Genomic DNA, 26,960 nt, shown 5'->3' on the forward strand with positions numbered 1-26,960 from the left:
TTAATTGAGCTCAACCAAATTAATTTTCAAGGGCGGCCAATAGGCGGCTTTTTTATTTCACAGAGCCCATAATCTAAACCCCAAAAGCTGCAGAGGTGACGGCGAAGTAAGGTACATGGGTAAATAGTAGCAGGGAAATCCTTCCTGAACGTCGAAATATGATGTCGTAGGGAGGTGAAATGTATGTGGATAAGGTCGCAATCGAGAGAGGTCTTGGTAAAGACTGATAGTATTGTAGTCAAAAGCGAAAACCCGTATAAACCCAATTCAAATTATAACTTGGTAGGATCAAACGTTCTTTTGGGCAGTTTCTCAACTTTGGATAAGGCATTAAAAGAATTGGATACTATTCAAGATGCTATTTTCAAAAATTTTAGTGTTTATAACGTTAGCGCTGATTCATAGCACCCGGTAAGGGTGCTTTTTTCATGCCTTAAATACGGGGGTGGTGATAATGTAATGCCAAGAGCACGCGATCCAAACCGTGACCGCGCACTAGAGATATGGCGTGAACACGGTGGGGAAATAACAAACAGGCAGATAGCCGAGCAACTGGACATTGATGAAAAGAAGGTAGCTGTCTGGAAGCAACGTGATAAATGGAATGTTGTACAACAATCATCAGACAACGTTGTACAACAGCCAAAAGAAAAGAAAAGTGTTGTACAACAAAAGAAACCGAAGATCAACAAGCAGAAAAAAGAAGTGGCTCGAGGCGATCCGTCAGAAGTAGAAGATGAGCTGACTGACAAGCAAAGAATGTTTGTCCTTGAATATATGAGAGACTTCAACGCAACTAGAGCGGCATTAGCTGCCGGTTATTCAAAGAGGGCTGCTTATTCCATAGGATGGGAAAACCTGAGGAAACCTGAAATACAGGCGGAGATAACAAGGTTGAAGGATCAGATGGTTGGTGAGCTCGGGTTGAGCGTTCATCGGGTCATAGCCGAGTACCTTAAAATCGCATTTGCTGATACTACTGATTACGTAGACTTTGGTACAACTGAAGAACCAGTAATCGGTATAGATGGACCTACTTATGATGAAGAGGGCGATCCGGTAACCAAAACAGTTAGTTTTGTCCACTTTAAATCAGCATATGAGGTAGATGGCACACTAATCAGTGAAGTGAAGCAAGGTCGTGATGGTGTAAGTATCAAGTTTTACGATAAGATGCGAGCACTGAAAGAGCTGGAGAAGTACCTAGGTTATATGGATGAAGAAACTAAGCTTCGCGTTCAGAAAATGCAGCTTGAGGTTACGGCTATCAGTAAAACGGTTGAATCTGAGGTCGTATTCATAAAGGATGATCTCCATGAGTAAAGTTATTAGTTTACAGGAGACCGTCGGCAAGGGATACGCAAAGTTTTGGCATTTTAAAGGGCGTTACCGGGTGGTCAAAGGTGGTCGGGGTTCGAAAAAGAGCGTAACAGCTGCTTTATCCATTATTGCAAAGATGATGGAATATCCTTTAGCGAATACTTTAGTTCTGCGTAAGACGTTCAATACTCATAAAGACTCTACCTGGGCACAGCTTAAATGGGCAGCGAATAGGTTAGGAGTGGGTAACAAGTGGCAGTTTAAGAAAGTGCCGTTAGAAGCCATATATAAGCCAACAGGACAAAAGATATTGTTCCGCGGCCTTGATGATCCGATGTCAATCACCTCTATTACGGTGGACACCGGATATTTGTGTTGGGCATGGTTTGAAGAAGCCTATCAGATCCTTAATGAGGATGATTTCGATAAGGTGGATATGTCTATTCGTGGTCTGCTGCCGGAAGGATACTATAAGCAGCTAACGATTACTTTTAACCCATGGAATGAAAAACATTGGTTGAAACATCGCTTCTTTGATACTGAGAACCCAGATACATTTGTGGATACTACAACATACCGCTGTAATGAGTTCCTGGGAGACGAGGACCGCAAACTATTTGAGTGGATGAAGAAGAATAAACCAAAGCGTCATAGGGTAGAGGGTGACGGAGATTGGGGTATTGCTGAGGGTGCTATATATGAAGACTGGCGGGAAGAAGAGTTTGATTATCGAGCTATTGCCAAGCAAAAGGGTTACAAGGCAGTGTTTGGACTCGACTTTGGTTATACGAATGACCCTACTGCTCTTGTATGCGCTCTGGTTAACAAAGAGGAGAAGAAGCTGTATATCTTCGATGAACACTATGAGCATGGCATGCTGAACGATGATATTGCCGATATGCTGAAAGAAAAGGGCTACTCTAAGGAGCGTATCATTGCGGATTCCTCAGAGCCAAAATCAATTGCTGAAATCCGTGGTTTCGGGATTGGTAGGATCAGAGCCGCTGAAAAGGGTGGGGATAGCGTTAAGGTTGGTATTCAAACCATTCAGCAGTATGAAATCGTTGTTCATAAATTCAAATGTCCAAATGTCAGCATAGAGCTATCAAGCTATGTATGGGAACAGAATAAAGCTGGTAAGTTCACGAAAAAGCCAGTTGATGACTTTAACCATGCTATGGATGCGTTGCGTTATGCTATGGAACAAATCCGCAAACCAGATGCATTCTCATTTGATTAATAGGAGAGGAGGAAACTATTTGAGTACAACACAGGAGGTTATCCGGATTATTGAAACCGGCGCTGCTTCAGCTATGACAGACGAGGAGATCATTAAACAGGAAATAGATGATTGGTTATCATCCCAGGGACGTAAGGATATGCTTGCTGGTGAACGTTACTATCGGAATAAGGCAGATATCTTAGAACGTAAGCGAATGACCATTGGAGACAGTGGAGCGCTAATTGAAGCTAAAAACCTTGCTAATAACAAGATCGTCCATGGATTCTTGCGGAAGCTTATTGACCAGAAAGCTGGTTATCTGCTGAGTAAGGAAATGAGCATACAGACGAAGAACAAAGTTTATGATGAACTTTTGACAGGAATATTTGATAAAGGGTTTAAGCGACTTTTAAAAAGCCTGTTGAAGGAAAGTAGCAAGAAGGGCCGCGCCTGGTTGCATGTTTATTACGACGAGGAAGGCCGTTTCCGGTTTAAGAAGTTACCATCTGAAGAAATCATACCACTTTGGAAAGACGCCGCTCATACCGAACTGGATGCGATAATCCGTGTATATGAGGTTGAAGCATATGAGGGGAAAAAGAAAACAACTATCCAAAAGGTTGAATTCTGGCACTCCAAAGGCGTTAACCGCTATGTGATCGGTACCAGTAGCATAGCTCTACCGACAACAAGCGGACTGATACCGGATGTGGAATTAGGTGAGTTCAGCAGTCATTTTGCTGCTATGGACGGGTCTGAAAAAGCTGAACATGCATTAAACTGGGAGCGCATCCCTTTCATTTGCTTTAAATATAACGAGGACGAGATACCGTTGATCAGCTTACTTAAATCGCTGATAGATGACTATGATAGAAGCAAGTCTGATAACAGCAATAACTTAGAAGACATTCCCAACAGCATATTTAAACTTAAGGGATATGATGGAACTGATCTTGGTGAGTTTCGAAGAAACTTGATGATTTTTAGGTCTGTTAAGGTAACTGCAGAAGATGGCGCTGATGTCGAAACTATGGATGTCAATATCAATACTGAGGCTTATAAACTCCATACGGAGATGACCCGGTCTGATATATATGAATTCGGTCGCGGGGTAGATACTCAAGCGGATTCATTTGCAACAGCACCGAGCGGGGAAGCGTTAAAATTCTTATATGCTGATCTGGATATGGACGCTAACGATATCGAAAACGAATTCCAAGCAGCACTTGAGCAACTTTTGTGGTTCGTTGACAAACATATCTTCAATACCACGGGGAATGACTTCTCAGAAGAGACAGTCAATTTCTTATTTAACCGTGATATCGTCATTAATGAATCACAGGTTATTACTGATGCTAAGAACAGTGAGGGGATCGTATCCAAAGAAACACAAGTAGCAAATCATCCTTGGGTTACTGATGTGAAGGAAGAATTGAAACGTCTGGAATCTGAAGAGGCCGCGAGTCTTGCGAAAATGGATGAATACGGGCTCCCTAATAATGACACTCCTCCAGGAGGTGATAAAGATGGCGATAACAAAAAAGAGTGAGATGTTGGTAAATGAGCTGATTCAAGGTATGACTCGATCAGCAATTGAAACCTATAAATCTGGGAAAACCATAGACGCAGAGGATATTGAATCATTAGCTAGTCTGATATCTTCTGTACAGGGTGGCGAAGGAGATCGATCACCTGTTTGCGGGTTCGTAGTTCCTGCACCTTCAGAGGGCGGTGGAGTTGATGAAGAATGAGATCAGCCGCCTATTGGTCCAAACGGATGGAGCAGCTGAATGAATCGCTACTGAATAAGGGTGTACCATTTAACAAAGCAATGCAAAAGGAATACCGCAAGGCTCAAATATCTATCCAGATGGACGTTAACAATTTCTATCAGCGGTTCGCAGATAATAACGGGATAGTTAGTTTATCCGCTGCTAAACAAGTTCTCAAAGCAGGCGAGCTTAAAGAATTCAAATGGACCGTTGAGGATTACATTGCTCGTGGTAAAGAAAACGCCATAGATCAGCGATGGATGAAGGAACTTGAGAATGCCAGCATAAGAGTGCGCGTTACCCGCTTAGAATCCATTCAGTTGCAGATGAAGCAACATATTGAGGTATTATCAGCTAAGCGTTTGACAGGCACAACAGAACTGCTAGGCAACGTTTACAAGGACGGTTATTATCGAAGTATCTTTGAACTGGAAAAGGGTATCGGTATAGGCGCATCATTCTCTAAGATAGATAAGCGGCAGCTTGAAGCTATCCTTTCGGCTCCATGGGCGCCAGATGGTAGCAACTTCTCATCTCGTATATGGACCGATCGAGTAAGGTTAAATGGTGAGTTGCGGAATATCTTCACTCAAGGTCTCATTCGCGGAGATACATCTAAACAGATGATCCAACAGCTTCAGGATCGTATGGGTGTATCAGAAAAAGCAGCGACACGATTAATCCTCACGGAATCAGCTTATTTTGCTGGACAGTCTCGAATGGCTGGATATAAAGAAATAGGTGTTGAAGAATACCGCTTTACAGCTACGTTGGATAATAAGACATCTGCTAAGTGCCAGGACATGGATGGAAAGGTATTTGCTATTTCCGATGCGGTGGTTAATGTTAACTATCCACCTCTGCATGCACACTGTCGGTCAACGACTATTCCGCACTATGACGATAACATTAAAGCTCGGGTTGCGCGTGACGAGGATGGTAAGACTGAAACCATACCAGAGGATATCAACTATAAGGAATGGGCGGAGAAATACGCTCCTGAAGCTACAGAGACTGTTTCTGTTGAAACTCCGACTAAGCTAGCGCCTGAGACTCCCTTACCTACTATTGAGATTCCGGGTGGACCAACAAAGGATATTCCAATTCCTGTGAAAAGCATCTATACCCCGGAACCGGAGAAATGGTATGATGAAACCGGAAAGACTGCACCACCGCTGATTAATCTCAGTAAGATGGATCTGCCAAAGCTGCAGCCAGACATACCGCGTAAATTAGGTAATATTGACTTGTCAAAACCTGATATCGTTCGGAACTATGTAAAGGATGCTGAACAAGCTATTAGGAATGCACCAGAAGAACATGCTATTGCTCTCACTAAAGAAGGTGAGGTTATCCATGTTAAGGGTGATAAGGCATCAGTTGATATTACTAAGATCAAACCACCTGAAGTACTTAAAAAGAGCATCGTCACCCACAATCACCCTACAGTGGATGGAGAACCTGGAGGATCATTCAGCCGGGATGATGTCCTAGCATTCATAAAGAATGGAATAAAGGAATTACGAGCTGTTGATTCTAGCAGCACATACATCCTGAAGAAGTCAGCCCCAATAAACCTGAGTACAGATGAGATTAACCGTTTACTTGATAAAGCAGAAGATTCGTATCTTGCATTGCTTACTATTGAGCAGGCACTCACAGGTTATGACGAAAAGCATCTAACCATGGAACAGCTAGTAATGCTACTTGAATCGCTACAATATACAAAGGAGTGATGATCTTGCGAACTAAAGAAGAGAATAGAGCGGCTATTGCTGAACAGTTTGCCCCGCAACGCGATAAGCTAGGCGAACGATTTGACGCTTTGGTAGACGAGATCAGCGCCGTTAGATATGAGTACCTTCAAAAGCGCGATGAGCTCTCGAAACAGCTAGTAGGTGTCCTGGATGCTAATGCACCAGACGAACGGCGGTTAAATCGTGAAGAAGCTATGAAATGGGTATTAATCAAACAGAAATATGGTATATGAAGCACTCTCCAATATGCGAGGGTGCTTTTTATATTGGGCCACGGTTGAGACTACCGCGGCCTATTTGCTCATGAACCGGAGCATATCGGTTCACTCCCTAAGCTGGAGAGCAGCTATACAAATCTATGGAGGTAGATGATATATGGATTGGCTGAAAGAGTTGTTGAAGAAGTTGGGCGTTGAAGATTCCAAGATTGACGGAGCTATTGCAGATGCTGGCAAAGAGATTCCGAAGCACTTTGTTCCGAAGAGTCAGTATAACGAAGTTTCTACGGCTAAACAGCAGGCTGAGAAGGATGTCGCTGATCGGGACAAGCAAATCGAGGATCTGAGTAAAGCTGCTGGACTGTCAGATGATCTGAAGAAGCAGATTGATCAGCTCAAGACTGATAACAAGACGGCAAAGGACAAATATGATGCCGACCTGCAACAGATCAAGTTGGACAATGCCATTACTGCTGTACTCTCTGGTAAGGTGCATAACGAGAAGGTGGTAACTGGTTTGATTGACAAGACCAGGCTGATATTTGGTGATGATGGGAATTTGGTCGGTTTGGATGAACAACTCACAGGCTTAAAAAGTACTGATGCATACCTGTTCAAGCCGGAAGCCGATCCACAGCAGCAGCAGCAACAGCCGGCTCCCTCATTTAGAGGGACAACACCGCTTGATGCAACAAAACCTGCTGGTACTACGCCTGAAGGGTACAACGCCGGGAAGTCTATTGCAGAACAAAGAAACCAAGGGAGTGAGAAAAAATGAATTTGAATCCAAGAGTTAAGGAATACGGATCACAAAAGGAAATTCTCTATACAGTTAAAGGATCTATCGAAAAAGTCGGGGGCATTACTCTGGATGGCACTAAATTCGCACTAAACACATTGATTCCAGCTGGTACAGCAGTTAGCATCCAGGCAAACAGATTGGCTAAACCTTGGGCAGATGCTGATACAGGTACACCATATCTGACGAACCACGATGTATTTACGGGCGAAGCTACTACTGTGAATGTGATTGTGGGTGCATGGGCTGAGGCGCTGATTGTTGCAAGTAAACTCACTGGGGTTACAGCAGCATTTAAGACAGCTGCTGGCGGTCGTTATAGATACTACTAAAATAGAAAAGGAAGGGTGAATAAAGAATGGGAATTCTTTCACTGGATCAATTTAAACAACCTCAATTTATGGGATATGTAGAGAATCGGATTTTGCCAAAAAAATACTTGCTTGATGCTATCAGTGATCACGACACAGTATATGATCTGTCGTTCGATTATGATGTATTCACGCAAACGTATGTACCATCGGCTTCTATTACCGGATGGAATGCAGGAGCTCCACTTCGTGATAAGCAAGGATTCAAAACACTTACTCAAGAAGTAGCAAAGATCCAGCACGGTGTACGGATTGATGAGCGTGAACAGCTTAAATTTATGAATCCGCGGGTGCAAGCTGAAAGGGAGCGCGCTATTCAAAAGGTTTATGATCAAACTGATCGATTGATCGAAGGCGTTAGAGATGTTGAAGAATGGTTGCGTGCTCAAGCCACTTATGGGGGAAGCATTGTGTACAAATCCGGGGATGACGTTCTGATTAATGTTAGTTTCGGAGTATCTCCTATCGTCCCTACAGCAACGGCATGGAGTAATCGCGCGACTTCTACACCATTAGATGATCTACGGGCAGCTGTACAAGCATATAAAGACGCAAACGGTGGCTTGGCGCCGGTATATATTGATATGTCCAGCAGCGTAATGCTTGATATCACACTTAATGAGCAAATAAGAGGGGCTATCTTCGGAGTAAATAGTTCGATGATTCCAAACCGTTCACAGGTTGAGGCTCTTTTGGCTCAAGCGGCTGACGCTACAATTCAAATCCGGATCAATGACGATCAAATCTCATTAGAAGGAGCGGCAGCATCTCGCTTGCTTCCTGTGAGAACTGTAGCGTTACTAGGAGCGCAGCCAGTTATCACAGTTCACGGCCCTACAGTAGAAAAGGGCTTTGAACCCGGCATTTATGTTGTTACAAAAAGCGATCTTGGTCCACCGCCACAAGATGAAATCTATGTAGGGGAATCGGCGTTTGTAGGTATCAAACAACCATCCCAAATCTACCGCCTGTCGGTCTAAGAGAGGAGCTATCATAAATATGACTAGATATAAAGTGCTGACCCCCGTCCTTCAAGGCGGGGTTATTGTTGCTTCTGGGGAAATTGAATTAGATGATAAACAGGCTTTACGATTGCAAGAGTTGGGTGCTATCGGAGAGGAAGTCCCTGAAGAATCTGTTCCTTTGGAAGAGATGAAGCTGCCTGCACTCAAGGTGTACGCTAAAGATCATAACATTGATCTCGGTGAGGCTACCAAAAGGGAGGACGTCCTTGCAGCTATCCTGAAAGCTGGTGAGTCTGATGGAGGAGTATCTTAAATATCTACCTAAGCTAAAACAATTGCTCTCAATCACAATAGAGGATACCTCCAAGGATCAAAGGTTACTGTTTGCTCTGGAGACCATTGTTCAGGAGATAAAGACCTATTGCAACATTTCTTCTATTCCTGAAGCCTTAGATAACGTGGTTCTGCATATAGCTGAGGATTACTACCGGACGAAGTACCCGACAGAATTCGAACAAACAGCACCAGCAGTTACTAGTATCAAACGTGGGGATGTTACAACAGCGTTCGGATCCGCTAAGGCTACGGTTACGGTCGGATCTGGAGCAGCTTTCGTGCGGAATTATGCGGCTCAGTTGCAAGCGTTCCGCAGATTGAGGTGGTAACTATGCAATTTGGAATGGTAGCTGCGGAACGTGCAGCGCTGGAGAGCACCTATGAAGGTTTATGTACTGTTTCGGAAATGAAGGATGCAAAAGATCCAGTAAGCGGTAAAACACGACAGCAGCCTTTCGTTGTGTTGGCTGACGAGCCTTGTGGACTCTCTCAATCAACTCTTCCAAGCGCTACACAGACCGTAACGTCAGACAGGGTGGAATACGATGCTAAACTATTTATCTCTCCTGATGTAACTATCAAGCCGGGCAGCCAGATTACTGTTGTACAAAATGGGATGGTGTTTGAAGGCGAACAAGCCGGGAAACCATTCCGTTATGCGACTCATCAGGAGATTAAGCTAAAAGAGGTCCTGAACGCATGAGTATGGGTAAATTCGATTTCTCCGATGTCAAAAAGCTTCAGAAGAACCTTCAAAGGATGCAAAATGAATTTCCAGCATTTATGGAGGAGTGTATTCGTGAGCTTGCAGGACGGTTACTGGCGAAGACTATAGCTAGAACTCCGGTAAAATCGGGTGACTTGCGTCGGGGCTGGCAAATTGGTGATGTGGTTCGGCTCCCAGGAGGCGGTGTACACGTTGAGATTGTCAACAATGTAGAGTATGCACTCTATGTTGAGTACGGCCATGTTACCAGACTGCGTACCGGTTGGGTTAACGGTAAATTTATGCTGACTCTATCCGAGCAGGAACTTGAGAGAGAGTTGCCGGGGATCATGGAGAGGAAGCTTAAGAAATACATGGAGAAACACTTGGGGCGGTGAGTATGCAGGATATCAAAAACGCACTCATAAAAAAGCTATCGTTATTTACTCCGGAGTATCCGGTTTATGACGAAGCAGTAGAGCAGGGCATGAAGCAGCCGTGCTTTTTTGTGCTGTTATTGGAAAGTAGCCAGGTCAGAGGGGTTAACCGACGCTACCAGCGTTTTAATCCCTTCGATGTCCATTACTTCCCACAACGTAAATCGGCTGCTCTCCGCGAAGAGTGTGAATTAGTAGCTGAAAAGTTTTACTCAGAACTGGAGTACCTAACGGGACATAGTGGTATTTACCGAGGGACTGGGATGCGTCATGAAATTGTAGATGGAGTGTTGCATTTCTTCGTTGAGTACAATGTACACCTGATCCGAGACAAAGCACCGGAAATTAAAATGCAGACTATGAAGCAAGGGGGCGGTATTAAGTGAGTGTGAAAAATGAAAAGGAAGCTATTGAAGCTCCTGAGGCTTCGTATACAAAGGAGCAGTTCTTGAGCTCTACCAAATACTCATACCAGGATAAAGATGTCCTGTCGGCGCTGCTGGAGCCGGGAAAGTTGTATACGGCGGCCGAGGCACAGCAGGTTATCGAAGAATTTAAGAACAAGGAGGTTGAATAGATTATGGCCGGTGGAACATGGACCACTCAAAATAAAGAAAGACCCGGTGTATATGTCAACGTGGAAACTTCTGGCGGGGCATTAGGTACAGTTGGCAGCAGGGGAATAACCTCTCTAGCGCTGACACTCCCATGGGGAGCAGCAAAGATCATCACACCGATTATAGCTGGTGAGGATACATTCAAAACACTTGGGTTTGACATTACAGCTTCAGAACTGTTGCCTGTGCGTGAGGCGCAAAAGCGAGCGCGTACAGTATTGCTTTACAAGCTTAATGATGGAGTTAAAGCATCTGCTACAATCGGCGCCTTTATACCAACAGCAAAATACGGTGGTACTCGGGGGAACGATCTAAAGATTGTAGTACAAACCAACATTGACGACAGTAGCAAATTTGATGTGAAAACGTTGCTGGATAACGCAGTGGTGGATACTCAGGTGGTCGCTAACATCGCTGGTCTCAAAGCTAATGACTGGATTGTTTGGGGTGGGACTGGGGCTTTAACAGCAAGCGCAGGGGCTCCTTTAGTGGGCGGAGCTAATGGTACTGTGACTAATGCTGATCATACTGCTTATTTAGCTGCACTAGAGCTGTACGATTTCCAAACAGTGGCGCTGACATCCACGGACAACGCACTTAAAGCAGTATATGCTGCCTTTGTACGGCGCTTGAGAGAGTCAGAGGGTAAAAAAGTACAGGCAGCACTTGAGAACTACCCTGTAGCCGATTCCGAAGGTGTAATCAGCGTCAAGAATGGCGTAGTACTTTCAGATGGGACCATACTTACAGCAGCGCAGGCCACTGCTTGGGTAGCCGGTGCTTCGGCAGCAGCTGAGATGAATGAGTCTCTGACTTATTCGGCATACGACGATGCTGTAGATGTGGCACCAAGGTATACGAGCACACAAATTGAGGCAGCGTTAAAAGCTGGGGAATTTGTCTTTACACCTTCCGTTAATCGGGCCGTGGTGGAGCAGGATATTAATACTTTCCTCTCTTATACTCCAAAGAAGGGGAAACAACTTCAAAAAAACCGTGTGCTCCGTGTGTTGGATGGTATTGCGAATGATTTAAAGCGTATCTTTGAATCATTTTACATCGGTAAGGTATCAAACAATGTTGATGGCCGAGCTTTGTTTCGTAAAGAGGCTGTAATCTATCTGGATAGCTTGCAGGGCATTTCTGCTATTCAAAACTTTGATGCCCAGACGGATATCACGGTACTCCCTGGTGTTGACTCAGATGCAATCTATGTTGAAGCAAATATTCAACCAGTAGATAGTATTGAAAAAGTATATATGAAAGTGCAGGTGAGATAAATGTCGTTCTTAAAAGCAAATGACACGATTAGCGGACAAGAGGGGCGGGCTTACGCCACAATCAATGGTCAGGTAGAGGAAATGTTCTACATCAAGACTCTTGAAGCGTCAGTTGAAAAGGAGAAGGCTGAAGTTAAAACATTAGGCCGTCGTGGTACTCAGCATAAAACTACTGGATGGTCGGGTACTGGCAGCATGACGATTTATTATGTAACAAGTCGGTTCCGCCAGTTGATGATCGATTATATCAAAACGGGTAGAGATACCAACTTTGATATTACCGTTACAAACGAAGACCCCGGATCCACTATCGGCGCACAAACAGTAACACTTCTAGGGGTAAACTTAGATAGTGTGGTGATGGTATCCTTGGATACTGAATCAGATGCATTGGAAGAAGATATCGACTTTACATTTGAAGATATTGATATGGGTCAATCATTCACCGCGCCAAACAATTAAATTAAAACGAAATTATATTAGGAGGAATTATTAATATGAGTTTACAAGAATTTTTGAATGAAAATCCTGTGGATGGCTTGACTGATGAAGTTGTAGTATCGTCACGATTTAAGGATAAAGAGGGAAAGGTTCTTTCTTTTAAGATTAAGGCAATGACAGATCAGGAATTCAACGAAACTCGCAAGTCTTGCACGATCCCAAAGAAGGGACGTAAATTTGAATTTGATTCAGGCCGATTTAATCTGCAGACAATAATCCGGAATTGCGTAGAGCCCAACTTTAAAGATGCTACTAGTATTAAAAAGTTGGGATGCGCATCTCCTGAAGAGTATGTACAGAAGGTGTTGTTAGCTGGGGAGATTGCAACATTGGCTCAAAAGATCAGTGAGTTGAGTGGCTTTGATGCAGAAATGTCAGACTTGGTTGAAGAAGCAAAAAACTAATACGGGAGGGTGATGCTGATGCGAATTATGCATATTACGCCCTCCATAAGTTCCATAAGTGGCCTCATGAATATATGGCTCTTTCGCGACAAGAAAGGGCCTTTGTTATGGCTGCGGTTAATGAACGTGTTGAAAAAGAGAAGAAAGATGCAGCAAAGGTAAAAGCAAAGAAATAGGAATTATTACCCTCTCACGTTTTTCACTATGTGGTAGAATATAGGGAAAAAGCAACGGAGGTTGTGCATGGGTATCTTTAAGAAGAAAGAGGTTAACGGTAGTTTTGGCGCTTCTCTATTCCATACAGAGGGATTGCCGATTGCTGAAAATACTCATTGTGAACTCAGAATAAACGATGGGAAGTTAGTAATCACTGGTGGTGGATCTGAATTTATTGTCAATTTGTCTCAGATCCAAGCTGCTGATTTTAAGACTGATGTTGAGATTGCGCATATCGTGAATAGCAGCGCAGCGAAGGGTATTGCCGGAGGGCTTTTATTCGGTCCTATCGGATTAGTTGTCGGTGCAAGAGCAACTAGTAAAAAGGAGCGAACGGTAACCCCATACTTGATTATGAACTACATTAATTCTGCAAATGAACTTGCTGTATTAATGTTCCGGGACAATCCCAAATCATTTGAAGCGGCAAAATTCATTGATAAGATACGACCTATAATATCAAATAATCCGAAGCAAACAATTCAACTATAAATAATTTAGAGGTCGCCTATATGGCGGCTTTTATTTTTTTTAGGAGGTGATAACTGAGTGACAACAGTATCCAGTACCCTTAAAATGCTAGACAGCTTTTCAAGCCCTATGCAACGTGTCGCTAACCAGGTACTAGAAGTTACAGCACGTATGGAGAGGTTGAAGCGAGTTGTAGAATCTCCTATCTCTATAAGGATGGACGCGAGTCAAGCGGTTCAACAAGTTGAACGTCTCAGACAACCAATATTAAGAATTACCATTGATCAAGCAGGACTAATGCAACAAGTAAATGCAGCGAGAGCGCTGATAGAATCACGATTGCGAAACATACAAGCAAGTATCGATTTGGAAATGCCCCCTGCTCTACGTGCTACGTTTACTAGCTTACAGCGCATGGTGTTACGACTAGTTCAATCTATGGACAGATTACGAACAACTACTAGAACCGACTCAAATCAAGCCGCACAGCTATCCTCAGCTTTGCAACGCATAGCCCGACTTGAACAACAAATTGCTGATTTACAGAGACAAGCTAACGGAGGTCTTCGCGAAGCGGGGAAAGCGAGTAGCGGATGGCTAGGCAACATGAAGAATATCGCAGCGGCATACTTGAGTATTCAAGGTATTAGATTAGGTACGAAAATAAGTGATGATTACATTAACACAATTGCTCGCCTAGATTTAATTAATGACAAAATGCAAACCACGGCCGAACTTCAAGATAAAATTTTTGAGTCCGCTGATCGTGCTAAAGGTAGCTACACAGATATGGCGGCGGTTATAAGTAGAATGGGTACTTTGGCAGGCGAAGCATTTAAGTCTAATAACGAATTAGTTGCTTTTACAGAGTTAATGCAAAAGTCATTCCGTATTGGTGGATCCAGCACGATGGAACAACAAGCTGGGATGTATCAATTATCTCAAGCGATGGCCGCAGGAAAACTCCAAGGGGATGAATTTAGGTCTATCATGGAGAATGCTCCAATGTTGGCAGCTGCGATTGCAGATGTAACCGGGAAGACTAAGGGTCAACTCAAAGAAATGAGTGCTGACGGGACTATCACTTCAGATATCATCAAGGCGGCTATGTTCAACGCAGCCGATGATATAAATGTGAAATTCGCTTCTATGCCTCGGACATTTGGCGACGTAATGAATGAATTGCAAAATTCTGCTCTTCAAACATTCGGACCATTAATCCAGCGTATTAACGATATGTTAAATAGCCCGGGAGGAACGGCGTTCATTGAAGACTTTAAATCAGGAATTGCTGGCGCAGCAGACGCGGCAAATAATTTGTTGACTGCATTAATTAATGTTTATAACTTCATGTCTAGCTATTGGCCAATACTCGAACCTATTGTTTTAGGGATTGTGACTGCATTAGGCTTATATAAAGGTGCACTTATTGCAATTTCTGTATGGAGCGGTATAACCTCAGCGGTTGAACTTGCGTCTGCCAGCATAAAAGCTGTATTGTCTGGTGCTACACTTTCAGCTACTTCGGCTACAGCTGCTCAAACAGCAGCGCAGTGGGGACTTAATGCCGCGATGCTCGCGAGTCCAATAACATGGATTATTCTCGCGATCATAGCTTTGATTGCTCTGTTCTATCTTGTAATAGCTGCAATTAATAAATTTGCAGGGAAATCAATTTCTGCTACAGGGGTTATTGCCGGTGCTTTTGCTGCGGTGGGGGCCTTTATAGGTAATCTCTTTTTTGGATTATTGGAATTGGTTTTTGGTGTTGTAGAATTTTTCTTCGACATTTGGAATAGCTTTGCCAATTTCTTTGGAAATTTATTTAACGATCCGATTGGGGCTGTTATAAATTTATTTGCCGATTTAGCAGATAGTGTACTAGGGATATTGGAAAAGATCGCAAAAGCGATGGATTTTATCTTTGGAAGTAGTATGGCGGATACGGTAGCAGGATGGCGTTCTGGTCTTGGTAGCATGGCAGAAAAAGCCGTAAAAGAATACGGCAATGGTAAATATAAGGACCAAGCAAAAGATCTGGATATAGACAGTATCCTAAAGGAAAAGGGAATTGGTCTTGAGCGTTTTAATTATGGGGATTCATATAAAGCTGGTTACGATAAAGGAGCAAATCTTTTTGGAGGTGACAATAAAGCGGCTGATGAAGCACTCAAAGGAGCGAAAGATTCTTTTACGATATTGCCACCCGGAGCAGCGACTACTGCAGAAATGGCATCCGCTGATGATGACAAGAAGAAGCTCAAAAAAGTTGATAAGCTCGGTAAAGTAGAGAAGCCAATTGATATAAGTAAAGAAGACCTAAAGGTTATGCGTGATGTCGCCGAAATGAAAAACATTCAAAACTTTGTGACATTGACACCAACTATTCAGATGAAGACTGGTCCAGTAACCAATCAGGCGAATGTTGATTCGATTGTGTCAAAGATAACGCAGAAGCTTAATGAAGAGATCGCTAGTACCGCGAAGGGTCTCTATAACTAAAGGGGGCGGTAGTGTGGCCGATGGCTACAGCATCGAACTGAGTTTTAACAACCGTGCTATATGGTTTGAGATCCCTGTCCTTCCTGAAGAAATAGAGATTGGCGGAGAAGGCGATGGGGAGGCCTACAATATAACGGACCTTGGCGAAATTAACGTAATCAAAGCTGCTAAGCTCAAAGAGATCAGCTTCAGCAGCTTTTTCCCGGCTATCGCTGTAGGTGGTACCGTACCAAGCTATGTATCATCAAAAAACTGGGGGCAACCCGCTGACTACATCCAACTGATTGAAACCTGGATGAACAAGCGGAAGCCGATCCGGTTTATTTTTACGTCAACGGGTCTAAAAATCAACATTGCGACCAGTATTGAGGAATTTAATTATAAAGAGGTTGCTGGATCCCCAGGTGATTTTGAATATAACATCAGCTTGAAGGAGTATGTTTTTTACGCTGCTAAAAAAGTGAAGTTGAAGACAACCGAGACAGCAGCCGGTACAACCACTACAACAAAGAAAGAGCCAGCAAAACGTGCAGATGAACGTACCAAGTCGAAAACAGTTACCGTCAAATCCGAGGATACTTTGATGAAGATTGCTAAAAGAGAACTAGGTGACGGTAGTCGGTGGAATGAAATTCAAAAACTAAATGGACTCACCGACGCACAGTTGAAGACGCTCAAGATCGGTTCCGTCCTGAAGCTTCCGGGGTGATTAAGTGGAATTATTGATCGATAATAAAAATGGAGCCGTCTGGGATGTATCCAGCATCGTTACTGATATATCTTGGAAGACGATCCGCATAGGCAAGGCAGCGTCCCTAGAATTCACTCTTGTAGACGGTGGACCATGGCAAGATAAAAAATTCCAGTTGAACAATGGCGATGTGGTTCGGTACACAGATGAAGGACATAAGGTCTTCTATGGATATATCTTCAGTATTGAAACGGGTACGGCTGAAGAAATAACAATTTTGGCCTATGATCAAGTTCGTTATCTGATGAATAGCGGAACTTATGTTTTCAGCAAACAGACTGCGACTCAGGTAGTTCAAAAGATCGCACAGGACATGCAGCTAAAGACTGGAAAGCTGGAAGATACTAGATACATTATACCTTCCCAAATCCGTGACGATAAAACGTTTATTGATATGATCTGCATGGCGTTAGATGAAACGCTGATTAATTACGGGACCAACTTCGTATTCTTCGACGATTTTGGGAGCTTGACGATACGTAATGTTTCTAATATGCGCTTACCTTTTGTTGTGGGTGATGATTCACTTATGACTGATTACTCCTACAGCCGCAACATTGATGATGAAACCTATAATCAAATCGTCTTGTATCGGGATAACAAGGAAACGGGTAAGCGGGAAACTTACGTTACCAAGGATAGCGCCAGTATTGCTAAGTGGGGGTTACTACAACTCTACGAATCGGTGGATGAAAAATTGAATCAGGCTCAGATTAAAGAGCAATTGGAACAGCAATTATTTATGAAAAATCGAGAAAAGAGAACGCTTAGTATAGAGGCTCTTGGCGATTATCGGATGCGCGCAGGATGTTACGTCAATTTATATATCAAGGCGATGAACATAAATAAATTCTTCTTGGTCGATGAATGTACTCACAAGAAAGAAGGTGGCGTGCATACCATGGACCTAGAGTTGAGGTTGGTGTAAACATGATTGAAGCGATAAAACAAGCTGCCTTAGGCGCTGTCAATGCTCAAGGTCCCGTCATAGTGCAATTAGGATCCGTAACAAAGATAAATCCTCTTGAAGTGCTAGTCGATAACCGGCTATCTCTTCCAGAGGATTTTTTAATTGTGCCGGAATCATTAACTGAGCTAAAGGCGACTGTAGGCACTCAGGAAGTTGTAATCCGGAAAGCCCTTGCCGCTGGAGATAAACTGCTTCTTATCCGTATGCAGGGCGGTCAGCATTACGTAATCATGGATAGGGTGGTGAGTAATTGATACCACAGAGCGATAATGTACTGCTAAATGAGGACATGGAGGATACGCCACAACCAAGCCTCACCTACAAATTAGACCTTGTAAACGGACGTATAGGATCCGTGGTAGTGGACGGATTGGATGCTGTAAAACAGGCAGCTATTAAAATCCTCTCCACAACCCGGTTTGAAAATCTAATTTACAGCGACAATTACGGTAGTGAGGCGGATGTAGGTGTAGTGCGTGGGAGAGCAGTTTTTGAAACAGAATTAGAACGCTGGGCTAGGGAGGCGCTTCTGCAAGATGATCGTATCGTTTCCGTGACCAACTTTAGATTTACCTATGATGGTGATACTGCACTTGTCTTATTTGATGTGGAGAGCGACTACGGAAACTATACAGACCGATTGGAGGTGAATGGTGGTGTATGAGAACCAAACGTTTGAAACGATCTTAGAGCGGATGCTAGATCGAATACCCGATGAGCTGGATAAGCGAGAGGGCAGTATTATTTATGATGCTATGGCTCCGGCGGCAATGGAGTTGGCTCAGATGTATGTTGAGTTGGATATTAACGCGAATTTAATATTTGCCGATACCGCTAGTGGCGATTATCTGGATCGGTCGATTGCTTGGTCTGGTGTGACCCGCAAGAAGGCAACTAAGGCTCAACTCCAGGGGCTGTTTTATAATGCGGCCAACACCTTAATGGATGTTCCAATTGGTAGTCGCTTCGCGATTGGTTCAAACAATTATAAGGTGGTTTCTCGGCTCTCCTTAGGAGAGTACCGCCTTGAGGCAGAGGTTGATGGAATTGCGGGAAATCAGCATTTCGGTGTCTTAATTCCTATCGATTTTATTAACAATCTAGCAAGAGCTGAATTGAAAGAGTTACTTGTTCCCGGGACTGATAGAGAGACTGACAATGCATTACGACAGCGGTACCTTGATTCTGCCAGACGTCCAGCGACCAGCGGAAACAAATATCATTACATTGAATGGGCTCTTGAAGTTTCCGGAGTGGGCGGAGCTCGCGTATTTCCATTATGGTCAGGTCCGAAAACCGTAAAAGTCGTCATTGTAAATGCAGAAGGTTCTCCGGCATCAAGCGTTCTTGTTAATCAAGTACAAGACTACATTGATCCAGTCGCAGGGAAAGGCGAAGGACAAGCTCCAATAGGTGCAGTCGTAACAGTTACATCAGCAATCGGCAAGACTATTAATATATCAGCTAAGGTAACCTTAGCACCCGGTTATAGCTTGCAGGGTGTGAAGAATACCTTTTTGGAGCGATTGGAAGCTTGGCGTAAGTCAGCGTCTTTTGTATCTACTTATGTTAGTCAAGCCGTAATTGGATCGCTCCTTTTAGGCACTGATGGGGTTATTGATTATGTTGGATTGCTACTCAATGGAGCCGCTGGGAACATTGTTCTTTCCGAAGAAGAGGTGCCAGTGATCGGTACTGTGGAATTGGGGGTGTAACATGGCCTACCCGAATAAAATAGATGTTTTTCAAGAGAAGCTGAACAAAAATCCAACTGGAAACAACTATGTTATTGAAGAACGGATAGCACTTGTAGCAGGCGTTTATGAGGGTTTATTGAATCACGATAATATCAATAACTCAACTATCCAAGTCTATAGCGGTAGTAAATTAACTGGTGATAAATTGACAAACTGGACCTTAACCATCCCCAGTGATACACCATGGCGTAGGTTAATTAAGATATTTAGTGGAGCTGCTGAAGTTTACGTAACCTATGAAACACCAGGGGACACGGTAGAGGCTGATGATATTAATGTGCTACAAAAGTCTGTAACAGCCACACAGACAGAGGTAGAGCGGTATAAATCGAGTGGTCTGATAGACGGCGGATCATTTACGAGAGGGGTATAAGATGGCACAGACGATACAAATAAAACGTGGTACTAAAGCTCAACTTAGCACTTACGGTGCATTGCTTGTTGGCGAACTGGGTTTTTGTACAGATACGAAAGAAATATATATCGGAGACGGTACAACTAACTCAATGGTTGGACGAGCGTTATCAGGTGCAGAGGCTTCTCGTCCGGTGGCCGCATCGGTCGGACGTCTGTTCTATGTAACGAGTGGGGCGAATAGCGGATATCTTTACTTTGACGATGGTACAGCTTGGAGACGAGTGAACGCCCAAGCACTCAGTGATTTAACGGGTTCACTTGATAATATTGCGGATGGTGCTACTTATGCAAAGGTATTAAAGGCTGATGTCAGTGCAGGTCATATCAATAAGGTGTCAGATGGCACAAATACTAAAACTGCTGCTGAGATTAAAAGCCATATTGATGATGCAGCTAAACACCGAGTCATTAATGATTCAGGTACAGCCATTACCGACATCTGGTCCGCACAAAAAATCAAAAATGAAATCGAATTAGCAAAACATAATATCGAACCACAAGCATCCGTAAAAGACCAACATTTATTAGCCCCACCGGCAAGCCCAGCAGAAGCCGACCGTTATATTATTCCAGCATCAGCGACAGGGGCATGGGCAGGTAAGACAAACCAGATAGCAGAGTATCAGTCTGGAGCCTGGGCTTACTATACCCCGGCTGTCGGTTGGACTGCTTACGTTGACGATGAACAAAAGATCTACAGCTGGAATGGAACGGCATGGGTTAGGACTGGTGGTGCCCTACAGACGATTACAGCGGGTAACGGTCTTACTGGTGGTGGTCAATCAGATACCGTTACATTGACGGTAGGAGCTGGAAATGGGATTGTTGTAGATTCTACTACGGTAGCTGCTAAGCCAGGTAAAGGCATTGTTGTTAACGCGACCGGGATCGAGGCTAATATTGATAGTTCCAGCATTGTATACGATACAGCTAATGGCAATAAACTTACGGTGGCTACGATTGATGGCGGTACGTTCTAGGAGGCGAGGCAATGGCTAGAAATGTAATGATCCAGATCCGACGAGGCCTGGAAAGTGCCATCGGAACACTAGCTGTCGGTGAGCTTGGTTATTGTACTGATACGAGTAAGTTATATATCGGTACAATAACCGGTAATGTGTTGTTGGTGGCTGCTCAAAGCTCAGGAGATATGCTTAAAAGTATTTATGATACGAACAACGATGGCAAAGTTGACTATGCTGCTAACGCTGATGCTGTCCCTTGGTCTGGTGTAGCTGGGAAACCATCAACATATCCTCCATCATCACACACACACTCCGAATACATGGGTAAGGGTCCATTAACGTGGAACCAATTAAAGGGGGTGTGATGGTTGAGCTATGGAGATTCTTTATACAGCACTCTTCTTTTTTCGGCTGATGAAATAGAAGACAGTGATGAGATAAATAGAGTTGATCTTATGAAATACTTACCATCCTATTACAGGGGTATACGAGAAATAGAAGAACTGCAGGAATCTTTAGGTATTGAAATACATGGCTTAACTACAGGTGTACAGGACGTGCTAGATCAGGCTTATGTTGAAACTGCAACATGGAGCCTTACACGTTGGGAGGCTGAGCTTGGATTAAGTTCGGATCCATCAAAGTCTTACATCAGTAGAAGAGAAATGATTAAGGCTAAACGGCGGGGAACTGGCACAACGACACCCGAAATGATTCAACGAACAGCATCGGCTTTTGCTGGCGGGGATGTATCCGTAGAAGAAGTTCCAGGAGAATACCGATTCATTATCAGATTTATTGGGATTCTAGGCATACCACCGAATATGGCTGGACTAATTCAGATAATTGATGAAATTAAGCCAGCACACCTAGCTTATGAGTTTGCTTATACGTATACCTTCTGGGATTCGCTTAAAGCAATATCATGGAATACTGCCGGTACTGGTACATGGAACGACTTAAGAACTTTTGGATAGGAGAGTGAGAAATGAAAACTACAGGGAATTTGGGCTTAAAGAAGCCAGAGGGAACGGATCTCGTTGATATTGCCGATCTGAACGGGAATATGGACATATTGGATAATGCCGTTACTGGTAAGGTCGATAAAGTTACTGGCAAACAGCTGTCTACGAACGATTACACCGCAGCTGAAAAAACAAAGCTAGCGGGTATCGCAACAGGCGCGAATAACTACACGCATCCAAACCATACCGGAGACGTTACCAGTACCGGTGATGGTGTTACAGCTATTGCAGCAGGAGTAATTGTAGATGCTGACGTTAATGCTAATGCCGGAATTAAGTTCAGTAAGATAAATGCGGCTGGTTCTATCATGGATAGTGACATCAATGATGAAGCGTATATTAACATGCTCAAGATCGGTACTGGTAAGATAAATAACGCTACACTAGATCAGCTTTACGGCGTAACAAGTCCAATCCAAGATCAATTAAACGCCAGACCAAAACAAACAACGGGAGACATCACCTACTATGTCCGTACAGATGGTAGTGATAGTAATACAGGACAAGTTAACACAGCAGCGGGGGCATTTAAGACAATTGCTAGGGCTATCTCAGCCATTCCACAAGTTGTAAACCACAATGTGACTATAAACGTAGCCGCTGGGACATATCCTGAACAAGTAACAATAGCGGGTTTTTCTGGTTCTGGTGTGATTACACTTAATGGCGATAGCGTCACTAGTACAAGTAGAATTATAAACGTACTTACAATTTATAGAAATTCAGTTCAGATTACCGCAAAAGGCTTTAATATTACGAGTACAACAGTTACAAATTTATATGTAGAAGGTTGTACAAATGTAATTTTGCAGTATTTGAACATAGTGAGCGCCGCTACTACAATAATAGGGATTCAAGCGCATTCATCGAAAGTTTATGTAAACTCTTGCGTAATATCAAATAAAGCCGCTGCTTTACATGCTTTAATCAACGGGGAAATTGTATCGGAAGCCAATACAGGAACGGGCAACGCTAACGCAGCTAATGCTGGAGCAGGCGGAAAAATCTCTCTTATCGGAAGCAAGCCATCTGGTACGAATGTGACATCGGGCGGAGGGACTATATTTGATAGCGCTTCTGGTGTTATTAACCCATGGGGAGATAATACGCAAAATAACCGCCCTATAGTGTGGGCAACAATGTCAGCAAATATGACTCTTACAGCCGGAACATGGAATGTAATAAAATACAATGTAGGCCATACAAACCAGTTTGGTGGTTTGAATACAACTACGGGAACTTTTACTGCCCCTCAAACTGGTTGGTATAGCATAAAAGCGCAAGGATTAGTTGTATCTATGCCTGCGGGTAAACAAGTACAACTTAGGATATTGCATGGTACCAATGGCTGGAGCGTAGACGTGCGGTATGCAATCGGTGGCGAAAATATTATATATAATGGTAGTATAATGCTCATGCTTCAAGCAGGAGAAGTTGTGCTTCCACAAGTTTACGTTGATGCACAAGTGGTATTGTCAACTGGGATGGATACAACGCGACTTGAAATTGTTAGAGTAGCCTAAACAATAAGGAGTGTTCAAAAAATGAATATTGCCCAAGCAATTATGCACATTTATCCCGAAGCTGACCCTATAAGAGATTTTGAAGTTTGGGACAACGGAGCTGAACCCGTATTACGTGAAGGCGTAGATGGTCGGTTTCGTTATGAGATCCGACCATTAGATGAAGACGAGACTGAATATATAGAGGGCGTACATTACCGTTATGTAGTGGACTACAATCGACTAGCAGAAGGCGTAGATTTTGACATGGTAGAGCGTGGGCAATTTATCGCGGTGTGGAATCTGGACAAACCCCAACCAACAGAAGCCGAACTTCAAGCAGCCTGGACAGCCTACCAGGAAGCCGAAGCTAATAAACCACCAGAGCTGACGGAGACCGAGCAACTCCGAGCCGATAACGCTGCTTTATTACTGGAGCTTGTGCAGACTCAGGCAAGGCAAGATCAAGCGGAACAGGACCAGGCAGCCTTACTCCTGAGCCTCGTGGAAGGAGGTGTGTTGTAAATGAACTGGTACGCACTGATTAAGCGATACTTTGACGCAGGGTTGTATACGGGGGAGCAAGTACAGGTATTTGTTACCGCCAAAAAGATAACGACTGAACAAGCTAAAGAGATTACAGATAGCGCCATATAGTAGGCGTTTTTATTTTGCCCTCGTAGCAATTACGGGGGCTATTTATATTGGGAGGATTAGAGAGGGGGAGTAGGGATGTCAGGAGGAGGCGGAGTCTTGGGAACAGAGGATAAACTTGTGGAAATCCAGATACAGTTGGCCAGAATCGAAAAGACACTTGAAGCAGTACCTGCCCTAACAACGACTATTGAAGCCACGCGAGATTTAGCGCGTGAAGCTATGCAATCTACTAAATCAGCACATCATAGGTTAGACAGGATTGAGGATGCACAACGCTGGCTTTGGAGGACTGTTGGCGGGGCAATCATTACAGTGATTATAGGGGCTATTGTGGTGGCTATCAGAATGGGAGGAAACTAAGTGATTAAGGACAAATACCCGATTGAACGGCGTTATATAAACAAGCGTCAAAATGTTCGGCCCGGCACCCGTTTAACATCGGGAACGCCGGGTTTTTTAGTTGCTCATGATACTGGCAATCCAGGGGCAACTGCGGATAACCATTATACTTATTTTCAAAATCTTAAAGACCGCTCAGCTTCGGCTCAGACGTTTATTGACGATACAAAAATACTAGAGATCATCCCAACAGGTACGGGATTGGATCCAGCAGAAAAGGCCTGGCATGTCCTTTACAACGTTACTACTGACAATAAGCTTTATGGAGATGATGCTAATGATATCGCATTAGGTGTGGAGCTATGCTACGGCGGTAAGATAAAAACACTTGAGGCGTACAAGCGCTTTGTGTGGTATATGGCTTATTGCTGTGACAAGTGGGGTCTAAATCCACTGACACATATTCCAAGTCATAAGCAGCTAGATCCTACGCGTAAACGCGACATTGATCAAGCATTAACGTCTGTAGGTAAAACGCTTAAAGACTTGCTTTATGATGTGGTATCAGAGATTAAGGAACAGCCAGTGCCCGTTATACCGCCTATTGCTGTGCAGATGCCTGCCAGTGTAGCTCAAAGGCTAATCGATGATTATGTATCCCCAGCATGGTTTGTGGCTCATAAGGAAAAGGATCAGGTGGGGTTAACGCACTTTCACAACCTTGCTGATAATCTTAGAATGGCTTCGGGTATCCCCTTACAGCCAGGTTCAACAGCGCCATTTAAGCAATTGCATAAAAGTAATGCCCAAGAAATTATTTTCCGTTGGCTCTCGCCTGAATGGTATACTGCCAAGTCTAATGGGGATAAATCGGGGATGATGCTCTTTAATAATTTTGCAAATCACTTGCGTAGAGCAGCTGGTATGCCAGTAGAATAAGGGGGATTTATGTATGGGAAATCAAAACTTAACAGATGTTCTGGCGTTCGCCTCGGTGATCGCCGTTTTTGTGTTGGCAGGAGTACAGTTCGTAAAGACTACAGTTAATGTGCCAAAAAACATATTGCCGCTGATTGGTTTGGTTATCGGTTTACTGGTTGGCGCTGCTACTTATCCATTTACGGAGCTAGAACTTGTGCTTCGATTGTGGGCTGGAGGGTTGGCTGGGCTATCAGCAACTGGACTATTTGAATTAGCTTTTAGTAAGAGGGATGGGACTACAAAAGAATAAAAAAATTAGCCCACTGGCTTCGGCTGGTGGGCTTTTTGTCGTTTACAGATTACTTCTGCGTCGAGTAATATATAGGCGACAGATGCGCCGTACCCTGTCAATAATGGCAAAGTATTTAAGTACATAGGAGTGATCGTATTGAGCAATATATACAAAGTCCTAAAGACAGATTCTGATTTTCTAACGGCTGCTTTAAAACAGTCAGAAGTTGATATACTTGAACGTAGAGGTGATCTGGCCGGCTGTATTATCGATTGTGGAGGTCCAGTCCAGAAATGGAATCCTGTTAGTGTTAAAGTCGCGGATGCTTATTACATGAGAACCGAATTTGAATTTAGGATGGTTTTAGCCTAAGCATGTACAACAAATACCCACTAACCTTAATTGGTCAGCGGGTATTTTACGTTTAAACTATAAACTCTGTAAACACTGGACTTCTAAGCATTCCAGATTTGGTCCAGTTCCTCATTCGCACCTTTGCCCGTAATCTTGGTTCAAGATGTACGAACTCCTTATCCTCGCCTTTTACAAGCTGCTGAGCAACGCCTCTGAATGCCTGCTTATGAATCGGTGACGCGCCGAGTTCAATGATCCCAGCTGGACGTAATTTTCCAGATGAACCGGACGGTACAGCAGCTAACCAACCAAATTCCTGTTTGCGATAACCAGTTATGAAAACATCAGCATAGGTCCAATTGATAACCTTTTGCCACGCGTGAGAGCGCCGACCAGTCTCGTATATGCTGTTTTTACGCTTACCTACTACGCCCTCCATACCCATTGTTTCAATCTGTTTGAACAATGCCTCTCCAGCACCTTCCACGTGCGGTACTACTCCATAGCTATTAGATGGTAGGGTTAATCCCGCCAGTATCTCCTTACGGCTCATCAGGGGCAACCCACGCACATCCTGACCTTTGTACATCAAAATATCAAAGATGGCATAATACGCGGGGAGAGTCCCGGTAAGTTGGATGATTTTATCTGCTCGTCTCGTCTGAAATCGACTCATAACAGATTCAAAGTCTGAAACACCAGTTGTAGGATCGACACAGGCAACCTCGCCGTCCAAAATAACATCATCCGTAAATGGGAAATGTAGTTCAGGGTATTGCAGGGTACATTCATTATCGTGTCTTGTATATAACCGAATCTTACCGGACTCTTGGGAGTAAATAAGTCGATGGCCATCTATCTTTGGTTCAAATATATAATCGCTGTGCGAAAATGGCCCGGGAGCCGTTTGCAACAACATTGGGGATATAAACATAGTTTCACCTCTACCTAATTATAAATGCCAATGGAAGAGGAAAGGGCAGGGAAGTATTGGGCATAAAAATACCTCGTCAACCTTAATTGATCGGCGGGGTATTTTTTTGTTTTTAGAATTAACGCCGTCCACGGGCTTTAATTAGTGCTGCGATTGAGAGAATCAACGCAGCCACAACGACT

The 26,960-nt window shown here is 43.6% G+C and carries 36 protein-coding genes; 35 read left to right on the forward strand and 1 reads right to left on the reverse strand.

The window, feature by feature from the left end:
• The first annotated feature begins 459 nt into the window (after positions 1-459).
• From MKX41_RS30810 to MKX41_RS30980, 35 genes are all read left to right on the forward strand, one after another.
• Positions 460-1,323 (forward strand): terminase small subunit, encoded by an 864-nt coding sequence (locus tag MKX41_RS30810; RefSeq protein WP_340974552.1) that lies wholly within the window; start codon positions 460-462, stop codon positions 1,321-1,323.
• Positions 1,316-2,560: a PBSX family phage terminase large subunit gene (locus MKX41_RS30815; protein WP_340974553.1), complete on the forward strand. Its 1,245-nt coding sequence runs from the start codon at positions 1,316-1,318 to the stop codon at positions 2,558-2,560. The genes MKX41_RS30810 and MKX41_RS30815 overlap by 8 nt, the downstream gene beginning before the upstream one ends.
• Before the next feature lie 19 nt (positions 2,561-2,579).
• On the forward strand, positions 2,580-4,091 hold the full coding sequence (locus tag MKX41_RS30820) for a phage portal protein (protein WP_340974554.1): 1,512 nt from the start codon (positions 2,580-2,582) through the stop codon (positions 4,089-4,091).
• The gene (locus tag MKX41_RS30825) at positions 4,069-4,293 is read left to right on the forward strand and encodes a hypothetical protein (RefSeq protein WP_340974555.1); all 225 of its coding nucleotides are present in this window, start codon (positions 4,069-4,071) and stop codon (positions 4,291-4,293) included. The genes MKX41_RS30820 and MKX41_RS30825 overlap by 23 nt, the downstream gene beginning before the upstream one ends.
• On the forward strand, positions 4,290-6,050 hold the full coding sequence (locus MKX41_RS30830; protein ID WP_340974556.1) for a minor capsid protein: 1,761 nt from the start codon (positions 4,290-4,292) through the stop codon (positions 6,048-6,050). Before MKX41_RS30825 ends, MKX41_RS30830 begins: the two co-directional genes overlap by 4 nt.
• Positions 6,051-6,055: 5 nt before the next feature.
• A complete protein-coding gene (locus tag MKX41_RS30835; protein WP_340974557.1) occupies positions 6,056-6,304 on the forward strand; it encodes a hypothetical protein in 249 nt (82 codons plus the stop codon).
• 142 nt (positions 6,305-6,446) lie between these two features.
• Positions 6,447-7,067, forward strand: a complete 621-nt coding sequence (locus MKX41_RS30840; RefSeq protein WP_340974558.1) for a phage scaffolding protein — start codon at positions 6,447-6,449, stop codon at positions 7,065-7,067.
• Complete coding sequence (locus tag MKX41_RS30845) at positions 7,064-7,420, forward strand: hypothetical protein (RefSeq protein WP_340974559.1); 357 nt, start codon at positions 7,064-7,066, stop codon at positions 7,418-7,420. The genes MKX41_RS30840 and MKX41_RS30845 overlap by 4 nt, the downstream gene beginning before the upstream one ends.
• Positions 7,421-7,446: 26 nt before the next feature.
• A complete protein-coding gene (locus MKX41_RS30850) occupies positions 7,447-8,439 on the forward strand; it encodes a major capsid protein (RefSeq protein ID WP_340974561.1) in 993 nt (330 codons plus the stop codon).
• A 19-nt stretch (positions 8,440-8,458) separates the two neighbouring features.
• Positions 8,459-8,737: a hypothetical protein gene (locus MKX41_RS30855; RefSeq protein ID WP_340974562.1), complete on the forward strand. Its 279-nt coding sequence runs from the start codon at positions 8,459-8,461 to the stop codon at positions 8,735-8,737.
• Positions 8,721-9,089: a phage head-tail connector protein gene (locus tag MKX41_RS30860; protein WP_076303918.1), complete on the forward strand. Its 369-nt coding sequence runs from the start codon at positions 8,721-8,723 to the stop codon at positions 9,087-9,089. The genes MKX41_RS30855 and MKX41_RS30860 overlap by 17 nt, the downstream gene beginning before the upstream one ends.
• Before the next feature lie 2 nt (positions 9,090-9,091).
• On the forward strand, positions 9,092-9,463 hold the full coding sequence (locus MKX41_RS30865; protein WP_340974563.1) for an ABC transporter ATP-binding protein: 372 nt from the start codon (positions 9,092-9,094) through the stop codon (positions 9,461-9,463).
• Entirely contained in the window at positions 9,460-9,864 is a 405-nt protein-coding gene (locus MKX41_RS30870) for an HK97 gp10 family phage protein (protein WP_340974564.1), read from the forward strand. The genes MKX41_RS30865 and MKX41_RS30870 overlap by 4 nt, the downstream gene beginning before the upstream one ends.
• Positions 9,865-9,866: 2 nt before the next feature.
• A complete protein-coding gene (locus MKX41_RS30875) occupies positions 9,867-10,289 on the forward strand; it encodes a phage tail terminator family protein (protein ID WP_340974565.1) in 423 nt (140 codons plus the stop codon).
• The gene (locus MKX41_RS30880) at positions 10,286-10,480 is read left to right on the forward strand and encodes a hypothetical protein (RefSeq protein ID WP_340974566.1); all 195 of its coding nucleotides are present in this window, start codon (positions 10,286-10,288) and stop codon (positions 10,478-10,480) included. Before MKX41_RS30875 ends, MKX41_RS30880 begins: the two co-directional genes overlap by 4 nt.
• Before the next feature lie 3 nt (positions 10,481-10,483).
• Positions 10,484-11,800 (forward strand): phage tail sheath family protein, encoded by a 1,317-nt coding sequence (locus tag MKX41_RS30885; protein ID WP_340974567.1) that lies wholly within the window; start codon positions 10,484-10,486, stop codon positions 11,798-11,800.
• Positions 11,801-12,262 carry a phage tail tube protein gene (locus tag MKX41_RS30890; RefSeq protein ID WP_340974568.1) on the forward strand — a complete coding sequence of 154 codons (462 nt, stop codon included), beginning with the start codon at positions 11,801-11,803 and terminating at the stop codon, positions 12,260-12,262.
• 35 nt (positions 12,263-12,297) lie between these two features.
• Positions 12,298-12,705 (forward strand): phage tail assembly chaperone, encoded by a 408-nt coding sequence (locus MKX41_RS30895; RefSeq protein WP_149647231.1) that lies wholly within the window; start codon positions 12,298-12,300, stop codon positions 12,703-12,705.
• Between the two features lie 243 nt (positions 12,706-12,948).
• Complete coding sequence (locus tag MKX41_RS30900) at positions 12,949-13,413, forward strand: hypothetical protein (protein ID WP_340974570.1); 465 nt, start codon at positions 12,949-12,951, stop codon at positions 13,411-13,413.
• A 57-nt stretch (positions 13,414-13,470) separates the two neighbouring features.
• Positions 13,471-15,894 (forward strand): tape measure protein, encoded by a 2,424-nt coding sequence (locus MKX41_RS30905; protein ID WP_340974571.1) that lies wholly within the window; start codon positions 13,471-13,473, stop codon positions 15,892-15,894.
• Between the two features lie 13 nt (positions 15,895-15,907).
• Complete coding sequence (locus MKX41_RS30910) at positions 15,908-16,603, forward strand: LysM peptidoglycan-binding domain-containing protein (RefSeq protein ID WP_340974572.1); 696 nt, start codon at positions 15,908-15,910, stop codon at positions 16,601-16,603.
• 4 nt (positions 16,604-16,607) lie between these two features.
• Complete coding sequence (locus MKX41_RS30915) at positions 16,608-17,573, forward strand: XkdQ/YqbQ family protein (protein WP_340974573.1); 966 nt, start codon at positions 16,608-16,610, stop codon at positions 17,571-17,573.
• Between the two features lie 2 nt (positions 17,574-17,575).
• Positions 17,576-17,869 carry a DUF2577 domain-containing protein gene (locus MKX41_RS30920; RefSeq protein WP_340974575.1) on the forward strand — a complete coding sequence of 98 codons (294 nt, stop codon included), beginning with the start codon at positions 17,576-17,578 and terminating at the stop codon, positions 17,867-17,869.
• Positions 17,866-18,279 (forward strand): DUF2634 domain-containing protein, encoded by a 414-nt coding sequence (locus tag MKX41_RS30925; protein ID WP_340974576.1) that lies wholly within the window; start codon positions 17,866-17,868, stop codon positions 18,277-18,279. Before MKX41_RS30920 ends, MKX41_RS30925 begins: the two co-directional genes overlap by 4 nt.
• A complete protein-coding gene (locus MKX41_RS30930) occupies positions 18,266-19,330 on the forward strand; it encodes a baseplate J/gp47 family protein (protein WP_340974577.1) in 1,065 nt (354 codons plus the stop codon). Before MKX41_RS30925 ends, MKX41_RS30930 begins: the two co-directional genes overlap by 14 nt.
• 1 nt (position 19,331) lies before the next feature.
• Positions 19,332-19,745, forward strand: a complete 414-nt coding sequence (locus MKX41_RS30935) for a phosphoglucomutase (RefSeq protein ID WP_340974578.1) — start codon at positions 19,332-19,334, stop codon at positions 19,743-19,745.
• 1 nt (position 19,746) lies between these two features.
• A complete protein-coding gene (locus MKX41_RS30940; protein ID WP_340974579.1) occupies positions 19,747-20,769 on the forward strand; it encodes a DUF2793 domain-containing protein in 1,023 nt (340 codons plus the stop codon).
• 11 nt (positions 20,770-20,780) lie between these two features.
• Complete coding sequence (locus MKX41_RS30945; RefSeq protein WP_340974580.1) at positions 20,781-21,119, forward strand: hyaluronate lyase N-terminal domain-containing protein; 339 nt, start codon at positions 20,781-20,783, stop codon at positions 21,117-21,119.
• Positions 21,120-21,122: 3 nt separating this feature from the next.
• Complete coding sequence (locus MKX41_RS30950) at positions 21,123-21,731, forward strand: putative phage tail protein (protein ID WP_340974581.1); 609 nt, start codon at positions 21,123-21,125, stop codon at positions 21,729-21,731.
• A gap of 11 nt (positions 21,732-21,742) precedes the next feature.
• Positions 21,743-23,302, forward strand: a complete 1,560-nt coding sequence (locus tag MKX41_RS30955) for a hypothetical protein (RefSeq protein ID WP_340974582.1) — start codon at positions 21,743-21,745, stop codon at positions 23,300-23,302.
• Between the two features lie 21 nt (positions 23,303-23,323).
• Complete coding sequence (locus MKX41_RS30960) at positions 23,324-23,806, forward strand: XkdW family protein (RefSeq protein WP_340974584.1); 483 nt, start codon at positions 23,324-23,326, stop codon at positions 23,804-23,806.
• The gene (locus MKX41_RS30965; RefSeq protein ID WP_339241483.1) at positions 23,807-23,938 is read left to right on the forward strand and encodes an XkdX family protein; all 132 of its coding nucleotides are present in this window, start codon (positions 23,807-23,809) and stop codon (positions 23,936-23,938) included.
• 75 nt (positions 23,939-24,013) lie between these two features.
• Positions 24,014-24,298, forward strand: a complete 285-nt coding sequence (locus MKX41_RS30970) for a hemolysin XhlA family protein (protein WP_149647245.1) — start codon at positions 24,014-24,016, stop codon at positions 24,296-24,298.
• A complete protein-coding gene (locus MKX41_RS30975; RefSeq protein WP_340974585.1) occupies positions 24,299-25,216 on the forward strand; it encodes a peptidoglycan recognition protein family protein in 918 nt (305 codons plus the stop codon).
• A gap of 13 nt (positions 25,217-25,229) precedes the next feature.
• The gene (locus tag MKX41_RS30980) at positions 25,230-25,508 is read left to right on the forward strand and encodes a holin (RefSeq protein WP_340974586.1); all 279 of its coding nucleotides are present in this window, start codon (positions 25,230-25,232) and stop codon (positions 25,506-25,508) included.
• 406 nt (positions 25,509-25,914) lie between these two features.
• On the opposite strand, the gene MKX41_RS30985 is transcribed toward MKX41_RS30980, so the two are convergent.
• Positions 25,915-26,778, reverse strand: a complete 864-nt coding sequence (locus MKX41_RS30985; protein ID WP_340974587.1) for an ATP-dependent DNA ligase — start codon at positions 26,776-26,778, stop codon at positions 25,915-25,917.
• Positions 26,779-26,960 lie beyond the last annotated feature (182 nt).

The organism is Paenibacillus sp. FSL R5-0475 (assembly GCF_038004585.1).
GTDB lineage: Bacteria > Bacillota > Bacilli > Paenibacillales > Paenibacillaceae > Paenibacillus_AQ.

What these genes read in the sequence shown, in the direction of transcription:
- MKX41_RS30810 (WP_340974552.1), top strand. Translation starts at nt 460, where the DNA reads ATGCCAAGAGCACGCGATCCAAACCGTGACCGCGCACTAGAGATATGG.
- MKX41_RS30815 (WP_340974553.1), top strand. Translation starts at nt 1,316, where the DNA reads ATGAGTAAAGTTATTAGTTTACAGGAGACCGTCGGCAAGGGATACGCA.
- MKX41_RS30825 (WP_340974555.1), top strand. Translation starts at nt 4,069, where the DNA reads ATGGCGATAACAAAAAAGAGTGAGATGTTGGTAAATGAGCTGATTCAA.
- MKX41_RS30830 (WP_340974556.1), top strand. Translation starts at nt 4,290, where the DNA reads ATGAGATCAGCCGCCTATTGGTCCAAACGGATGGAGCAGCTGAATGAA.
- MKX41_RS30840 (WP_340974558.1), top strand. Translation starts at nt 6,447, where the DNA reads ATGGATTGGCTGAAAGAGTTGTTGAAGAAGTTGGGCGTTGAAGATTCC.
- MKX41_RS30845 (WP_340974559.1), top strand. Translation starts at nt 7,064, where the DNA reads ATGAATTTGAATCCAAGAGTTAAGGAATACGGATCACAAAAGGAAATT.
- MKX41_RS30850 (WP_340974561.1), top strand. Translation starts at nt 7,447, where the DNA reads ATGGGAATTCTTTCACTGGATCAATTTAAACAACCTCAATTTATGGGA.
- MKX41_RS30855 (WP_340974562.1), top strand. Translation starts at nt 8,459, where the DNA reads ATGACTAGATATAAAGTGCTGACCCCCGTCCTTCAAGGCGGGGTTATT.
- MKX41_RS30860 (WP_076303918.1), top strand. Translation starts at nt 8,721, where the DNA reads ATGGAGGAGTATCTTAAATATCTACCTAAGCTAAAACAATTGCTCTCA.
- MKX41_RS30865 (WP_340974563.1), top strand. Translation starts at nt 9,092, where the DNA reads ATGCAATTTGGAATGGTAGCTGCGGAACGTGCAGCGCTGGAGAGCACC.
- MKX41_RS30870 (WP_340974564.1), top strand. Translation starts at nt 9,460, where the DNA reads ATGAGTATGGGTAAATTCGATTTCTCCGATGTCAAAAAGCTTCAGAAG.
- MKX41_RS30875 (WP_340974565.1), top strand. Translation starts at nt 9,867, where the DNA reads ATGCAGGATATCAAAAACGCACTCATAAAAAAGCTATCGTTATTTACT.
- MKX41_RS30885 (WP_340974567.1), top strand. Translation starts at nt 10,484, where the DNA reads ATGGCCGGTGGAACATGGACCACTCAAAATAAAGAAAGACCCGGTGTA.
- MKX41_RS30890 (WP_340974568.1), top strand. Translation starts at nt 11,801, where the DNA reads ATGTCGTTCTTAAAAGCAAATGACACGATTAGCGGACAAGAGGGGCGG.
- MKX41_RS30895 (WP_149647231.1), top strand. Translation starts at nt 12,298, where the DNA reads ATGAGTTTACAAGAATTTTTGAATGAAAATCCTGTGGATGGCTTGACT.
- MKX41_RS30900 (WP_340974570.1), top strand. Translation starts at nt 12,949, where the DNA reads ATGGGTATCTTTAAGAAGAAAGAGGTTAACGGTAGTTTTGGCGCTTCT.
- MKX41_RS30920 (WP_340974575.1), top strand. Translation starts at nt 17,576, where the DNA reads ATGATTGAAGCGATAAAACAAGCTGCCTTAGGCGCTGTCAATGCTCAA.
- MKX41_RS30930 (WP_340974577.1), top strand. Translation starts at nt 18,266, where the DNA reads ATGGTGGTGTATGAGAACCAAACGTTTGAAACGATCTTAGAGCGGATG.
- MKX41_RS30935 (WP_340974578.1), top strand. Translation starts at nt 19,332, where the DNA reads ATGGCCTACCCGAATAAAATAGATGTTTTTCAAGAGAAGCTGAACAAA.
- MKX41_RS30940 (WP_340974579.1), top strand. Translation starts at nt 19,747, where the DNA reads ATGGCACAGACGATACAAATAAAACGTGGTACTAAAGCTCAACTTAGC.
- MKX41_RS30945 (WP_340974580.1), top strand. Translation starts at nt 20,781, where the DNA reads ATGGCTAGAAATGTAATGATCCAGATCCGACGAGGCCTGGAAAGTGCC.
- MKX41_RS30955 (WP_340974582.1), top strand. Translation starts at nt 21,743, where the DNA reads ATGAAAACTACAGGGAATTTGGGCTTAAAGAAGCCAGAGGGAACGGAT.
- MKX41_RS30960 (WP_340974584.1), top strand. Translation starts at nt 23,324, where the DNA reads ATGAATATTGCCCAAGCAATTATGCACATTTATCCCGAAGCTGACCCT.
- MKX41_RS30965 (WP_339241483.1), top strand. Translation starts at nt 23,807, where the DNA reads ATGAACTGGTACGCACTGATTAAGCGATACTTTGACGCAGGGTTGTAT.
- MKX41_RS30970 (WP_149647245.1), top strand. Translation starts at nt 24,014, where the DNA reads ATGTCAGGAGGAGGCGGAGTCTTGGGAACAGAGGATAAACTTGTGGAA.
- MKX41_RS30980 (WP_340974586.1), top strand. Translation starts at nt 25,230, where the DNA reads ATGGGAAATCAAAACTTAACAGATGTTCTGGCGTTCGCCTCGGTGATC.
- MKX41_RS30985 (WP_340974587.1), bottom strand. Translation starts at nt 26,778, where the DNA reads ATGTTTATATCCCCAATGTTGTTGCAAACGGCTCCCGGGCCATTTTCG.